The organism is Streptomyces sp. A 4/2 (assembly GCF_940670765.1).
Lineage (GTDB): Bacteria > Actinomycetota > Actinomycetes > Streptomycetales > Streptomycetaceae > Streptomyces.
The window spans coordinates 234,719-247,661 of the sequence record NZ_CALNVW010000034.1 but is presented as its reverse complement, the minus strand read 5'-3'; the positions used below and the strand labels follow the sequence as shown (position 1 = coordinate 247,661).

Annotated in this window: 16 protein-coding genes; 5 read left to right on the top strand and 11 right to left on the bottom strand. The window is 69.7% G+C overall.

Features of this window, described 5'->3' with window-relative positions; all coding sequences use genetic code 11:
* Positions 1-84: 84 nt before the first annotated feature.
* Positions 85-939, top strand: a complete 855-nt coding sequence (gene lepB, locus NBY69_RS25790; RefSeq protein ID WP_250303865.1) for a signal peptidase I — start codon at positions 85-87, stop codon at positions 937-939.
* Positions 940-1,077: 138 nt separating this feature from the next.
* Here the strand turns inward: lepB and NBY69_RS25785 are convergent, their stop codons facing one another.
* Positions 1,078-1,278, bottom strand: a complete 201-nt coding sequence (locus NBY69_RS25785) for a hypothetical protein (RefSeq protein ID WP_250303864.1) — start codon at positions 1,276-1,278, stop codon at positions 1,078-1,080.
* Between NBY69_RS25785 and NBY69_RS25780 the strand changes: the two genes are divergently transcribed.
* Positions 1,271-1,702, top strand: coding sequence for a hypothetical protein (locus tag NBY69_RS25780; protein WP_250303863.1), 432 nt, complete (start codon positions 1,271-1,273; stop codon positions 1,700-1,702). The two genes, NBY69_RS25785 and NBY69_RS25780, sit on opposite strands and share 8 nt — an antisense overlap.
* Positions 1,703-2,066: 364 nt before the next feature.
* Positions 2,067-2,906, top strand: a complete 840-nt coding sequence (locus tag NBY69_RS25770) for a 4-hydroxy-tetrahydrodipicolinate synthase (RefSeq protein ID WP_250303886.1) — start codon at positions 2,067-2,069, stop codon at positions 2,904-2,906.
* A gap of 6 nt (positions 2,907-2,912) precedes the next feature.
* Here NBY69_RS25770 and dapD read toward each other — a convergent pair whose 3' ends face one another.
* Positions 2,913-3,911 (bottom strand): 2,3,4,5-tetrahydropyridine-2,6-dicarboxylate N-succinyltransferase, encoded by a 999-nt coding sequence (dapD, locus tag NBY69_RS25765; RefSeq protein WP_250303862.1) that lies wholly within the window; start codon positions 3,909-3,911, stop codon positions 2,913-2,915.
* A 146-nt stretch (positions 3,912-4,057) separates the two neighbouring features.
* Between dapD and NBY69_RS25760 the strand changes: the two genes are divergently transcribed.
* Positions 4,058-4,930 (top strand): winged helix-turn-helix transcriptional regulator, encoded by an 873-nt coding sequence (locus tag NBY69_RS25760; protein ID WP_250303861.1) that lies wholly within the window; start codon positions 4,058-4,060, stop codon positions 4,928-4,930.
* On the opposite strand, the gene NBY69_RS25755 is transcribed toward NBY69_RS25760, so the two are convergent.
* Positions 4,920-5,465 carry a TetR/AcrR family transcriptional regulator gene (locus tag NBY69_RS25755; protein ID WP_250303860.1) on the bottom strand — a complete coding sequence of 182 codons (546 nt, stop codon included), beginning with the start codon at positions 5,463-5,465 and terminating at the stop codon, positions 4,920-4,922. The two genes, NBY69_RS25760 and NBY69_RS25755, sit on opposite strands and share 11 nt — an antisense overlap.
* A complete protein-coding gene (locus NBY69_RS25750; protein ID WP_250303859.1) occupies positions 5,465-5,785 on the bottom strand; it encodes a multidrug efflux SMR transporter in 321 nt (106 codons plus the stop codon). The genes NBY69_RS25755 and NBY69_RS25750 overlap by 1 nt, the downstream gene beginning before the upstream one ends.
* Positions 5,786-5,873: 88 nt before the next feature.
* Between NBY69_RS25750 and NBY69_RS25745 the strand changes: the two genes are divergently transcribed.
* Complete coding sequence (locus tag NBY69_RS25745) at positions 5,874-6,971, top strand: hypothetical protein (RefSeq protein WP_250303858.1); 1,098 nt, start codon at positions 5,874-5,876, stop codon at positions 6,969-6,971.
* Here NBY69_RS25745 and NBY69_RS25740 read toward each other — a convergent pair.
* The 7 genes from NBY69_RS25740 to sufD all read right to left on the bottom strand — a co-directional run bounded on the left by NBY69_RS25740 (position 6,955) and on the right by sufD (position 12,895).
* The gene (locus tag NBY69_RS25740; protein ID WP_250303857.1) at positions 6,955-8,355 is read right to left on the bottom strand and encodes a DUF3616 domain-containing protein; all 1,401 of its coding nucleotides are present in this window, start codon (positions 8,353-8,355) and stop codon (positions 6,955-6,957) included. The genes NBY69_RS25745 and NBY69_RS25740 overlap by 17 nt on opposite strands.
* 147 nt (positions 8,356-8,502) lie before the next feature.
* Positions 8,503-8,841, bottom strand: coding sequence for a metal-sulfur cluster assembly factor (locus NBY69_RS25735; protein ID WP_250303856.1), 339 nt, complete (start codon positions 8,839-8,841; stop codon positions 8,503-8,505).
* Positions 8,838-9,293, bottom strand: a complete 456-nt coding sequence (sufU, locus tag NBY69_RS25730) for a Fe-S cluster assembly sulfur transfer protein SufU (protein WP_250303855.1) — start codon at positions 9,291-9,293, stop codon at positions 8,838-8,840. The genes NBY69_RS25735 and sufU overlap by 4 nt, the downstream gene beginning before the upstream one ends.
* 42 nt (positions 9,294-9,335) lie before the next feature.
* Positions 9,336-10,592 (bottom strand): cysteine desulfurase, encoded by a 1,257-nt coding sequence (locus tag NBY69_RS25725; protein WP_250303854.1) that lies wholly within the window; start codon positions 10,590-10,592, stop codon positions 9,336-9,338.
* On the bottom strand, positions 10,589-11,353 hold the full coding sequence (gene sufC / locus NBY69_RS25720) for a Fe-S cluster assembly ATPase SufC (RefSeq protein WP_250303853.1): 765 nt from the start codon (positions 11,351-11,353) through the stop codon (positions 10,589-10,591). The genes NBY69_RS25725 and sufC overlap by 4 nt, the downstream gene beginning before the upstream one ends.
* A 7-nt stretch (positions 11,354-11,360) precedes the next feature.
* Positions 11,361-11,678 carry a bifunctional 3-phenylpropionate/cinnamic acid dioxygenase ferredoxin subunit gene (locus tag NBY69_RS25715; RefSeq protein WP_250303852.1) on the bottom strand — a complete coding sequence of 106 codons (318 nt, stop codon included), beginning with the start codon at positions 11,676-11,678 and terminating at the stop codon, positions 11,361-11,363.
* Positions 11,678-12,895 carry a Fe-S cluster assembly protein SufD gene (sufD, locus tag NBY69_RS25710; protein WP_250303851.1) on the bottom strand — a complete coding sequence of 406 codons (1,218 nt, stop codon included), beginning with the start codon at positions 12,893-12,895 and terminating at the stop codon, positions 11,678-11,680. The genes NBY69_RS25715 and sufD overlap by 1 nt, the downstream gene beginning before the upstream one ends.
* Between the last annotated feature and the right edge of the window lie 48 nt (positions 12,896-12,943).

Sequence of the window (12,943 nt, the reverse complement as noted above, 5' to 3'; positions counted from 1 at the left end):
GCTCGGGATAAAGGCGTGGATGGCGATTCCCGGAGCGCGTGCGAAGATCTGGGTGGAATTATCCAGCTCCCGAATGCAGTGAGGGTGGGGGATGTGACGGTCGGCACGGAGTCAGGTCAAGAGAGCGATGCGTCGGAGGCGCCGGAAGCGCCGGATCCGGGCAGGAAGAGCAAGCAGCGTTCCTTCTGGAAGGAGCTGCCCCTGCTCGTCGTCATCGCGCTGGTGCTCGCTCTGGTGATCAAGACCTTCCTGATGCAGGCGTTCTCCATCCCGTCGGACTCGATGCAGAACACCCTCCAGACGGGAGACCGGGTCCTGGTCGACAAGCTGACCCCGTGGTTCGGCGCGAAGCCCCAGCGCGGTGAGGTCGTCGTCTTCCATGACCCGGACGGCTGGCTGGCCGGTGAACCGGTCACCGAGCCCAACGCGGTCCAGAAGGGGCTCGGCTACATCGGGCTGATGCCGTCCGCCAACGAGAAGGACCTGATCAAGCGGGTCATCGGGGTCGGCGGCGACACCGTGGAGTGCAAGGGCACCGGTCCCGTCAAGGTGAACGGCAAGGCCCTCAAGGAGCCGTACGTCTTCCCCGGGAACACCGCGTGCAGCACCGACGGACCCGGCCAGTTCAAGATCAAGGTGCCCAAGGACCACATCTGGGTGATGGGCGACCACCGGCAGTTCTCGGCGGACTCCCGCTACCACCAGGACAAGCCGGGCGGCGGCGCCGTACCGGTGAAGGACGTGGTGGGACGCGCGGTGGTGGTCGCCTGGCCGGTCACCCGTCTGAATGACCTGCCGGTCCCCTCCACCTTCGGCCAGTCGGGCATCAACACGGCGGCTGCCGCGGCCCCCGGCGCACTGGGCCTGATGGGCGCGGTACCGCTGGTGCTGTGGCGCAGGCGGCGGCGCCCGGAGGCAAGTCCGCCGGTCGCACCGTAGCCGTCTCCTCCTCCGGCCTTGTACGCCGGACGGCTCTGCCGAGTGGCCAGCCGCCGGGTCCCGCTGTCCAGTGGATCCGGCGGCCCTGTTTCGGGCAGGCCATGGGCGCTGCCGAAGGGCGGCCGAACCGGAGGAGCCTCAGATGAGGAAAAGCACCACCACAGCCGCCACCGTAGTGGTGGCCGGCCTGCTCGCTGCGGCGGTCAGCGGGTGCTCCAGCGGAGCCAAGTCGGAGGCGAGCGGCAGTGGCTCCTCGCCGTCGAGCACCGCGATGGCGTCGAACAGCGCCAGCGCGTCGAGCAGCCCCAGCTCGGCGAACATGCGGACGGTGATGACCAAGACCACCTCGCTCGGCAAGATCCTGGTCACCGGCCAGGACCGGACCCTGTACATCTTCGAGGCGGACAAGAACGGCAAGTCGACCTGCTCGGGCGCCTGCGCCAAGGCGTGGCCGCCGCTGCTCGTCACGGGCACGCCGAAGCTGGGCAGCGGGGTGGACAGCAAGCTGATCACCACGACCACCCGGAGCAACGGCGCCAAGCAGGTCAGCTACAAGAACCACCCGCTCTACCTGTTCGCGGGTGACCACAAGGCGGGCGAGATGAACGGCCAGGGCCTCACCCAGTTCGGCGCGAAGTGGTACGTCATCGACTCCGCGGGCAAGGTGGTCACCACCATGGCGAAGGCCAGCAGCTCGCCGTCCATGAGCAGCTCCCCTTCGATGAGCGGTTCGCCGAAGGCCAGCAGCAGCGCCGGCTACTGATCCGGCTGATCCCTGCACCACTGTTCAGCCCTGCTTCTGCTTCACCCGGAGAAGAACTAAGTAGACCTTCATTCTCCTTCGGGCGGAGACTGCCCGCATGACACCACCACGGCCCTTCGGGCGCGCCCTCTGCGCAATGATCACGCCGTTCACCACGGCCGGTGAGCTGGACCTGGAGGGCGCGCAAGGCCTCGGGCCTCTCGTTTGGGTCAGGCCGGGCTCGCGGGGTGTGGCACGCACGCTCGCCGCGTTGTCGTCAATCACCATGGCTCCTTCCCCAAGGCCTTAAGGGCCAGGGGAGACCCCATTGCCTCAATCCTCCGCCTTGCGACCGCACGCACCACACCCCGCTCCCTGACCCGGCCTGACCCAAACGAGAGGCCTGGCAAACCAACTGGTCGGCGCGGGCTGCGACGGTCTCGTCCTCAGTGGCACGACCGGCGAGTCCCCGACGACCACCGACACCGAGAAGACCGCGCTGGTGCGGGCCGTGGCCGAGGCCGTCGGCGGCCGGGCGCACATCGTGGCGGGGGTGGGCAGCGCGTCCACCCGGCACACGGCCGCACTCGCGCGGGCAGCCGAGGGCGCGGGGGCCGACGGCCTGCTGGTGGTGACGCCGTACTACAGCCGCCCGCCGCAGGCAGCGGTCGAGGCACACTTCCGCACGGTCACGGACGCCACCGGGCTGCCCGTGATGCTCTACGACATCCCCGGCCGCACCGGCACCCGGATCGGCACGGACATACTGCTGCGCCTGGCGGAGCACCCCCGGATCGTCGCGGTGAAGGACTGCGCGTACGACCTGCTGGGCTCCACGAAGGTCATCTCCCGCACCGGGCTGGCCTACTACTCCGGCTGCGAGGAACTGAACCTCCCGCTGTACGCGGTGGGCGGTGCGGGCTATGTCAGTACGGTCGCGAATGTGGCCCCGCGGCAGCTGCGGGCGGTCCTCGACGCGTACGACCTCCCCGACCCGGCGGAGGCCGCGCGGCTGAACCGGCTCAATCTCCCGCTGGTGGAGCTGATGATGGCCTCGGGGCTGCCGGGCACGGTGACCGCGAAGGCGCTGCTCGACGCCGTCGGGCTGCCTGCCGGGCCGGTCCGTGAACCACTGCAGCCCGCCGGCCGCGAGGCGGTCGACGGGCTGCGCGCGGCGTACGGGGAACTCCTCGACGCCTGGGACCTGCCGGTCGGGTCCCGGTGAGACCGGTCAGTTGTGGCTGTGCAGGACCTCGTTGAGGCCGCCCCAGACCGCGTTGTTCGGACGGGCCTCCACGGTGCCGGTGACCGAGTTGCGGCGGAAGAGGATGTGGGAGGCGCCGGACAGCTCGCGGGCCTTGACGACCTGACCGTCGGGCATGGTCACCCGGGTGCCCGCGGTGACGTAGAGCCCGGCCTCGACGACGCACTCGTCGCCCAGCGCGATGCCGACGCCCGCCTCCGCGCCGACCAGGCAGCGCTCGCCGATGGTGATGCGGACGTTGCCGCCGCCGGAGAGCGTGCCCATGGTGGAGGCGCCGCCGCCGATGTCGGAGCCGTTGCCGACGACGACGCCCGCGGAGATCCGGCCCTCGACCATGGAGGTGCCGAGGGTGCCCGCGTTGAAGTTGACGAAGCCCTCGTGCATGACGGTGGTGCCCTCGGCGAGGTGCGCGCCGAGGCGGACCCGGTCGGCGTCGGCGATGCGTACACCCTTGGGTGCCACGTAGTCCGTCATCCGCGGGAACTTGTCGATGCTCGTCACCGCGAGGTGCAGGCCCTCGGCGCGGGCGTTCAGCCGTACCTTCTCGATGTCGTCGACCGCGACCGGGCCGAGCGAGGTCCAGGCGACGTTGGCGAGGTGCCCGAAGATGCCGTCCAGGCTCTGGCCGTGCGGCTGCACCAGGCGGTGCGAGAGCAGGTGGAGACGGAGGTAGGTGTCGTGCGCGTCCAGCGGCTTGTCGTCGAGCGAGGCGATGACCGTACGGACGGCGACGACCTCGACACCGCGGCGGGCGTCGGGCCCGATCGCCTTCGGAGCGGCCTCGCCCAGCAGTTCCGCGGCGCGCTCGGCCGAGAGCCGCTCGGTGCCCGCGGGGCCGGGTTCGGCGGTGAGTTCGGGCGCGGGGAACCAGGTGTCGAGCACGGTGCCGTCGGTGGTGATCGTGGCCAGTCCGGCGGCGACGGCGCCGGTGGAACGGGGGGAACTCTGCGAAAGCGTGTCGGTCATGACCGAAACCTAACCGGCCGGGCGGCGCACGGGCCAACCGGTCTCAGCGACCGGCCGCACCCTTCGAGTTCCGTTTGGGAACTCACCTGTGTCAGCATGTGTTCCCACGGCGATGACGGTCGACGGAGACCGGAACGGAGCGAGCCATGCCCCAGCGCACCCGGCTGGACGACGCCAACTGTGCGATCGCGCAGGCCCTGGACGTGGTGGGCGACTGGTGGACCCTGCTGATCGTGCGGGACACCGCACGCGGGGTGCACCGTTTCGACGCGCTCCAGCGGGAGCTCGGGATGTCCCGCAAGGTACTCACGGAGCGGCTGCGGCTGCTGGTGGACGCGGGCGTGCTCGCCCGCGAGCCGTACCAGGACCGCCCGCCCCGGTACGAGTACCGGCTCACCGCCCGGGGCCGGGGCCTGCTCCCGGTGCTGGTCGCACTGCAGGACTGGGGGGACGCATGGGTCCTCGGAGAAGGAGAGACGATGGCCACCACGGACGAGCTGTCGAAGGAAGCCGAACGGGTGCGCGCGCTCGTCGGGACCCGCGTTCCGGAGCTGCTGCTCACCGGGTCCGACGGCGCCCCGCACGATCCGGTCGCCTCCGGCACCCCGTACACGGTCCTGTACTGCTTCCCGAGCGCGTACGCGCGGCGCGATGCCTATCCGCCCGGTTGGGCCGGGATCCCGGGGGCGTCCGGCTGCACCCTGGAGTCCTGCACGTACCGCGACCAGCTGGCGGAGTTCACCGCTGCCGGGGCGAGCGTGCACGGGGTCTCCGCGCAGCGTCCGGACGAGCAGCGGGCGTTCGCCGAGAAGGAAGGGCTGCGCTTCCCGCTGCTGTCGGACGCCGATCTGGCGCTGACGGCGGCGCTGCGGCTGCCGACGTTCCGGGCGGCCGGGGTCAGCAGACTGAAGCGGCTGACCCTGGTGGTGGACCGGGACCGCACGATCCGCGAGGCGCTGTACCCGATCACGGACATCGAGGCGAGCGTCCGGGCCGCGCTGGCGGCGGTCAGCCGATGACCCGGGCGAGTGCGGCCCGCACTTCCGCGGCGTCGAACTCCCTTTCCGTCAGCAGGAGTTGAATCAGCAGGCCGTCGATCAGGGCCACCAGGGCGCGGGCGGTCGCGGCGTCGCCGTCGACATGGCCCCGGACGACCTCCACCAGCTGGTCCAGCCACTCGGCGGCGACCGGCCGCAACGCCTCCCGCCGCAGCGCCGCGAGATACAGCTCGTACTCCAGCCGTACCCGGCTGCGGTCCCCCGCGACGAGCCGCCCCAGGAGTCCGGTGAGCCGGTCGGCGAGCGGGTCTCCCGGCTCGTCCAGCGCGCGGGCCCAGCCCTCGACCGCGGTCTGCGGTTCGCCGTTGACCTGACGCAGGGCGGCGACCAGCAGGTCGTCGAGGGTGGCGAAGTGGTACGTCGTCGAGCCCAGCGGCACATCGGCCTCCGCCGCGACGGAACGGTGACTGAGCCCCGCGATGCCCTGCTCGCCCACCACCAGGATCGCCGCGTCGATGATGCGCCCCCGGCGGTCCGGATCGTAACGCCGGGCCATCAGTGGGACCCGCCGAGATTGAGCAGGACGACGCCGGCGATGACCAGAACGATGCCGCCGAGCTTCGCGGCGCTCATCGTCTCCCCCATGAAGAGCATGCCGATGGCGGCGATGGCGGCGGTACCGGTGCCCGCCCAGATCGCGTAGGCGGTCCCCACCGACATCGACTTGAGCACCTGCGCGAGCAGGACGAAGGCCAGCAGGTACCCGGCGACCGTCCCCAACGAGGGCCACAGCTTGCTGAATCCGTCGCTGTATTTCATGGCGGTGGTCCCGCCGACTTCCGCGGCGATGGCCGCGGCGAGCAGTACGTATGGCATGTGTACGACCGTACACATCAAGGACGGGCTACGGTGTGCCGTCCGGTACGAAAAATCCGGCACATGACAGACGACGACGGAGTGAGCGGTGGCACAGAATTCGGGGCAGGGCGGGGCGTACGGCGGCGCCCCCCACGGGGGACCTCCAGGGTGGGGCTACGGCTGGATACCCCCGCAGGCACCCAAACCCGGGGTGATACCGCTGCAGCCGTTGCAGGTCAGCGATGTCCTGAGCGGGGCGGTCTCCACTGTGGGCCGCTACTGGAAGCCGCTGCTCGGGATAGCGGCGACCCTGTACGGAGGCCTGGCGGTCCTGGTGGGAGCGGCCCTGGCGATCGGCTACGCCGCGCTCTCGGACCGCATCCACACCGTCTTCGACACATCGAGGTCGTCCGACATCGACTGGGGCGACGCCGGGCCGCTGGTGATCACCTTCGGCGCCGTCGTCCTGGTCGCCCTGCTGCTGCAGATGGTCTGCACGGGCATGATGTACGCGACGTGCGGGACCGTCCTCCAGGAAGCGGTACTGGGCCGGCCGACGACCTACCGGGCCGTCTGGCGCCGGGCCTGGTCCCGGGTCCCCTCGGTGATCGGCGCGCTGCTGCTCAGCGGACTGGCCGTCCTCGTCCCCGTGCTGCTGGTGGCCGGGGTGGCCGTCGGCCTGGTTTTCGCGGCGGCCAGCCAGCACAACACACCCCTGGCCATCACGGTGGGTGTCCTCGGCGGGGTGGCGCTGCTTCCGCTGGTGATCTGGCTGGGGGTGCTGTTCGGTCTGGCCCCGGCGGCCGTGGTGCTCGAACGCCAGGGGCCTGTCGGCGCACTGCGCCGGTCGGCCCGGCTGGTGCGCGGCGCCTGGTGGCGGACCTTCGGCATCACGCTGCTGGCCGGAGTGATCGGGGCCGCGCTGGCCTACTTCATCCAGCTCCCCTTCAACATCGCAGGCATGTTCAGCTCGTTGAGCGTGGATCTGGGCGCCCACCACTCCCCGAGCGACGCGCAGCTGTTCTCCAGCTTCATGGGCTACACGGCGCTCGTACTGGTGGGCCAGTCCCTCAGCCAGATCTTCTCGACGACCTTCCCGCAGCTGGTGACCGGGCTGCTCTACGTCGACCGCCGGATCCGTAAGGAGAACCTGGCGCCGGCGCTCGTCGAGGCAGCAGCCGCGGACGTCACGGGTTCAGGCTGAACCAGGTGGCGCGGGACTTCTTCCACTCGTCGTGGGTGAGGTCCTTCGCCGCCGTCCCGTCCCCGTAGAGATCGGCCGACCCGTCGTCGGTGATCAGCTGGGCCCTGGCCCCCGCTGCGGACAGATCGGGTACGTCCACCACGGCCTCCCAGCCGCCCGGGTCGCTGGTCGGCAGGTCGACCCGCTTCACCGGGGCATGGCCGGCGACGCCGTCCCACGAGTAGAGGACGTACGGATCCTCGTTGTCGTCGGCCGCCCAGGACCCGGCCACGATCAGGTACTGGTCGGCCGCGTTCTTCCTGATGTCCCGGACGGAGAGACCGCCGAGGTCCAGTTCGATCGGCTCGCCGAAGGTGGCCTTCTTGCCGGTGACGACCTCGTCCATGTCGGTGACCGGCACGATCAGCGCCTTGCCGCCGCTCTTCGGCGGGACCAGCGGCGCCCGGAAGCCGAGGTAGGCGGTGGTGGTCGAGCCGGGGGCGAACTCCAGTCCCTCGATGTTGAATCCGTCGATCTGCTTGGGGACCTGGCCCTCCTCCGTACCGGCGGCGAAGCCCAGACGGTCGCCGTTCTTCCGGTCCCAGGCGACCAGGTCGTCACGGAGCTTCGGGTACGAGCCGGCCACCTTGAGCTCCGTCGCGGCGCCGGATCCGGTCACCCGGGTGGTGAAGATCCGGTTGCGGTCGGGCTTGTACTTCCCGTCCTTGTTGTTGCCCAGCGAACCGGTCCAGTAGATGGTGTCGCCGACCCGGGCCGCGGCCTCCATGTCGATCTCCTTGTCGGCGCCGAGCGCGCCGCTGACGTCCCAGCTCTTCACGGGCGCGCCGGAGACCGAACCGTCGTACAGCCGGAGGGTGTTGGACTCGTCGTCGGCCACCACCAGATAGCCGTCGCCGACGGACACGGCGGCCGAGGCGTCGGAGGAACCGGTGAAGTAGCGGGTGTCCGCGCTGTGTTGCACGGCCGCGGACGCCGCGTAGTGCAGGGTCCTGGTGGCGGTCTTGCCACCGAGACCGGTGACCTTGAGGGTGAGATCGGTGTAGCCCTGACCGTGGGCGGTGACCGTGACCCGCCGGGTGCCGCCGGTGCCGGTGACGGCGACATCACCCGTACCGGCGACGGAGGACTTGGAGCTGGCCGAGGCCGCCACGGTGAGCGCCGAGGCGTCCGCGCCGCTCTGGGCGACGGTGACCGTGACCGTGGGGTCGCCGGTCGCGCCGACGGCGCCGGAGAGGTATCCGGCCGACAGGGAGAGCGTCGGCGTGCCGTAACTCGCGGCGTGCGCCGGGGCGTTGAGGCCTCCGAGGGCCAGGGAGAAGAGTCCGCTCGCGGCGGCGACTGCGGCTACGGTCCTGCGGCGGGACGGAAAAGCAGAGGACAGCACGGGGTCCCTCTCGTCGTGGGGGGTGTGTCGACGAGAAGGCTCCGGTCTCCCCGCCAACTACGAGCGGACACGCTACGTACGGCAGGCGAACACCGCAATACGGCCCCGGTGCGGGTGCACCGGGGCCGTATCGGGGACGAGCGGAGGTCAGACGTTGAAGCCGAGGGCGCGCAGCTGCTCGCGGCCGTCGTCCGTGATCTTGTCCGGGCCCCACGGCGGCATCCAGACCCAGTTGATCTTCAGCTCGTTGACGATGCCTTCGGTCGCCGACTTCGCCTGGTCCTCGATGACGTCGGTCAGCGGGCAGGCCGCGGACGTCAACGTCATGTCGAGCGTCGCGATGTTCGCGTCGTCGATGTGAATGCCGTAGATCAGCCCGAGGTTGACGACGTCGATCCCCAGCTCGGGGTCGACGACGTCGTACAGCGCCTCACGGACCTCCTCCTCGGAGGCCGGCTTGATCGTGGCGGTCTCGTTCTCGCTCATGCGGTCTTCCCTTCGGACAGCGCCTGCGCCGTCGCGTCCTTCCACGCCATCCAACTCAGCAGCGCGCACTTGACGCGCGCCGGGTACTTCGAGACGCCGGCGAACGCGACCGCGTCCTCCAGCACCTCCTCCATCGCGTCGTCCGGCTCGATCTGGCCCCTGGACTGCATCAGTTCCAGGAAGGTCGCCTGGATCTTCTGCGCGTCGGCCAGTTCCTTGCCGACCAGCAGCTCGTTCATCACCGAGGCACTGGCCTGGCTGATGGAGCAGCCCTGCCCCTCGTACGACACGTCCGTGATGCGGTCGCCGTCGTACTTCACGCGCAGCGTGATCTCGTCGCCGCACGTCGGGTTGACATGGTGCACCTCGGCGTCGCCGTCACGAAGACCGCGCCCGTGCGGGTGCTTGTAGTGGTCCAGGATCACTTCCTGGTACATCGAATCCAGCTTCACGATCCAGTCCCTACCCGATGTGCTCGTCTGTCTAGCCGGTGGCTAGCCGAAGAAGTTCCGTACATGTTCCAGGCCGTCCACCAGGGCGTCGACCTCGGCAGGCGTGGAGTACAGATAGAACGACGCTCGCGTGGTCGCAGGAATTCCGTACCGGAGGCAGACCGGCCGCGCGCAGTGGTGGCCGACCCGGACCGCGATGCCTTCCTCGTCGAGGACCTGGCCCACGTCGTGCGGGTGGATGTCGCCGAGCGTGAAGGAGATCGTCGCGCCCCGGTCCAGCGAGCTGGAGGGGCCGATGAACCGCAGGTCGGGGACCTCGCCGAGGCGCTTCATCGCGTACTCGGTGAGCGCGTGCTCATGAGCGGCGATCTTGTCCATGCCGATCGCGGAGAGGTAGTCCACGGCCGCACCGAGGCCGACGGCCTGGGCGATCGGGGGGGTACCCGCCTCGAACTTGTGCGGCGCGGGGGCGTAGGTCGACGAGTGCATCGACACCGTCTCGATCATCTCGCCGCCGCCGAGGAACGGCGGGAGGTCCTCCAGGAGCTCCTGGCGGCCCCAGAGGACACCGATGCCGGTCGGGCCGACCATCTTGTGGCCGGTGAAGGCCACGAAGTCGGCCTGCAGCGCCTGGACGTCGAGCACCATGTGCGGCGCGGCCTGCGAGGCGTCGATGCAGACCAGCGCGCCGACCTGCTGGGCCCGCCGGATGATCGCCTCGACCGGGTTGACCGTGCCCATCAGGTTGGAGACCAGCGTGAAGGAGACGATCTTCGTCTTCTCGGTGATGATCTCTTCGATGTCGGACAGGTCGAGCCGGCCGTCGTCGGTGAGGCCGAACCACTTCAGCTTCGCGCCGGTGCGCTGCGAGAGCAGCTGCCACGGCACGATGTTGGAGTGGTGCTCCATCTCCGTGATGACGATCTCGGTCTCGTGGTCGACGCGGTAGGGCTCATCGGCCCAACCGAGCATGTTGGCGACGAGGTTGAGCGACTCCGAGGCGTTCTTGGTGAAGATCACCTCGTCGCGGCTCGGTGCGTTGATGAAGGCGGCGACCTTGTCGCGGGCACCTTCGTACAGCGCCGTGGCCTCCTCGGCGAGCACGTGCACGCCACGGTGGACGTTGGCGTTGTGCTGTTCGTAGTACTCGTTCAGCGCATCGAGCACCTGACGCGGCTTCTGCGAGGTCGCCGCGTTGTCCAGGTAAACGATCTTCTTCCCGTCGTGGACCAGACGATCCAGCAGGGGGAAGTCCTTGCGGATCGCCTCGGTGTCGAGCAGGCCCGGCAGCTGTGTCACGCGGCTGCGCCACCCTTCGTGTAGGCCTCGTAGCCCTCGTTCTCCAGCTTGTCGGCGAGCTCGGGGCCACCGGACTCGGCGATCCGGCCGTTCGCGAAGACGTGCACGAAGTCGGGCTTGATGTAGCGCAGGATGCGCGTGTAGTGCGTGATCAGCAGGGTGCCGACCTCGCCGCCCTCGCGGACGCGGTTGACGCCGTCGGAGACCTGGCGCAGCGCGTCGACGTCCAGGCCGGAGTCGGTCTCGTCGAGGATCGCGATCTTCGGCTTGAGCAGCTCCAGCTGAAGGATCTCGTGGCGCTTCTTCTCACCGCCGGAGAAGCCCTCGTTGACGTTGCGCTCGGCGAAGGCCGGGTCCATCTGGAGGGTCTCCATGGCCGTCTTGACCTCCTTCACCCAGGTACGCAGCTTGGGCGCCTCGCCACGGATGGCGGTGGCCGACGTGCGGAGGAAGTTGGAGACCGAGACGCCGGGGACCTCGACCGGGTACTGCATGGCGAGGAAGACGCCGGCGCGGGCGCGCTCGTCGACGGTCATCTCCAGGACGTCCTCGCCGTCGAGGGTGACGGTGCCGCTGGTGATCGTGTACTTGGGGTGCCCCGCGAGGGAGTACGCCAGCGTCGACTTGCCGGAGCCGTTGGGGCCCATGATGGCGTGGGTCTCGCCCTGCTTCACGGTCAGGTCGACGCCCTTGAGGATCTCCTTCGTACCGTTCTCGGTTTCGACGGAGACGTGCAGGTCGCGGATTTCAAGCGTTGCCATGGGTGACTCAGGACTCCTGGGATACGGAGACGAGCACATCGTCCCCTTCGATCTTTACGGGGTAAACGGGGACGGGGCGCGTCGCGGGAAGGCCGGACGGCTTGCCGGTACGGAGGTCGAAGCTGGAACCGTGCAGCCAGCACTCGATGGTGCAGTCCTCGACCTCGCCCTCGGAGAGCGAGACGTTCGCGTGCGAGCAGATGTCGTTGATGGCGAACACCTCCCCCTCGGTACGGACGACCGAGACCGGCGTGGAGTCGATTTCCACCCGCTTCGGGGTGCCCTCCTCCAGCTCGCTCAGCCCACAGACTCGGACGAAGGCCATCAGACCGAAGCCTCCAGCTCTGCGTCGATCTTGGCGAGCAGCCGCTCCTCGACATCCGGAAGGCCGATCTGCTGGACCAGCTCGGCGAAGAAGCCCCGGACGACCAGGCGGCGGGCCTCGCCCTCCGGAATGCCACGGGACTGCAGGTAGAAGAGCTGCGAGTCGTCGAAGCGGCCGGTCGCCGACGCGTGTCCCGCACCGGCGATCTCACCGGTCTCGATCTCCAGGTTCGGCACCGAGTCGACCCGTGCGCCGTCCGTGAGGACGAGGTTGCGGTTGAGCTCGTACGAGTCGGTGCCCTCGGCGGCGGCCCGGATCAGGACGTCGCCGATCCATACGGCGTGCGCGTCCTGGCCCTGCAGCGCGCCCTTGTAGGCCACGTTCGACCTGCAGTTGGGGGCGTTGTGGTCGACGAGGAGGCGGTGCTCCTGGTGCTGTCCCTGGTCGGTGAAGTACAGGCCGAAGAGCTCGGCCTCGCCGCCGGGGCCCGCGTACTGCACGCGGGGGTGGAGCCGTACGAGGTCGCCGCCGAAGGTGACCACGACCGACTTGAACGAGGCGTCCCTGCCCACCAGCGCGTTGTGCTGCGCCACGTGGACGGCCTCGGGCTCCCAGTCCTGGACGGAGACGACGGTCAGCTTCGCCCCGTCGCCCAGGATGTAGTCGACATTGGCCGCGAGCTGCGCGTCACCGGTGTGGTCGATGACCACGACGGCCTCGGCGAAGGCGCCGAGCTCGATGACCTGGTGGCCGTAGGCGGTGCCGCCCAGACCGCGCACGGCGATCCGGATCGGCTCGCTGAGCACGGCTTCCTTGGGCACCGAGACGACGGACGCCTTCTCGAAGGAGGAGAACGCCTGGGCGGCGACCCGGTCCACGGGCGTACCGGCCCTGCCGATGCGCGCGTCGTCACGGCCGACGGTCTCGACGGTCACGCCCTCGGGGGCGGACACCTCGATCTGGACGCCGCTGCCGGACGCGACGGCGGTGCCGTCGTGCAGGCCCTTGAGGCGTTCCAGCGGGGTGAACCGCCACTCCTCCTCGCGACCGCGGGGGACCGGGAAGTCCGCCACGTCGAAGGACGGGGGCGCGCTCATGCGGGTGGCGACGGTGGACTCGGCAGCCACCGCGATGGACCCGGCAGTGGTGGAACCTGCCGGAGGGGGTCCCCCCGCTCGGGCGGAGCCGAGAGTGGGGGAATTCTGAGCCTCAGCCATGGCTGTCGTCGTGCTCGCTTTCTGATGAATACGTCTGGGTCGGGCGAG

Excerpts from the sequence above, each read along its gene's own strand:
- NBY69_RS25755 (WP_250303860.1), bottom strand. The coding sequence starts at position 5,465 with ATGGCCCGGCGTTACGATCCGGACCGCCGGGGGCGCATCATCGACGCG.
- NBY69_RS25760 (WP_250303861.1), top strand. The coding sequence starts at position 4,058 with ATGCCCCAGCGCACCCGGCTGGACGACGCCAACTGTGCGATCGCGCAG.
- NBY69_RS25780 (WP_250303863.1), top strand. The coding sequence starts at position 1,271 with ATGACCAAGACCACCTCGCTCGGCAAGATCCTGGTCACCGGCCAGGAC.
- NBY69_RS25715 (WP_250303852.1), bottom strand. The coding sequence starts at position 11,678 with ATGGCCTTCGTCCGAGTCTGTGGGCTGAGCGAGCTGGAGGAGGGCACC.
- sufC (WP_250303853.1), bottom strand. The coding sequence starts at position 11,353 with ATGGCAACGCTTGAAATCCGCGACCTGCACGTCTCCGTCGAAACCGAG.
- dapD (WP_250303862.1), bottom strand. The coding sequence starts at position 3,911 with ATGACCGACACGCTTTCGCAGAGTTCCCCCCGTTCCACCGGCGCCGTC.
- sufD (WP_250303851.1), bottom strand. The coding sequence starts at position 12,895 with ATGGCTGAGGCTCAGAATTCCCCCACTCTCGGCTCCGCCCGAGCGGGG.
- NBY69_RS25750 (WP_250303859.1), bottom strand. The coding sequence starts at position 5,785 with ATGCCATACGTACTGCTCGCCGCGGCCATCGCCGCGGAAGTCGGCGGG.
- NBY69_RS25735 (WP_250303856.1), bottom strand. The coding sequence starts at position 8,841 with ATGAGCGAGAACGAGACCGCCACGATCAAGCCGGCCTCCGAGGAGGAG.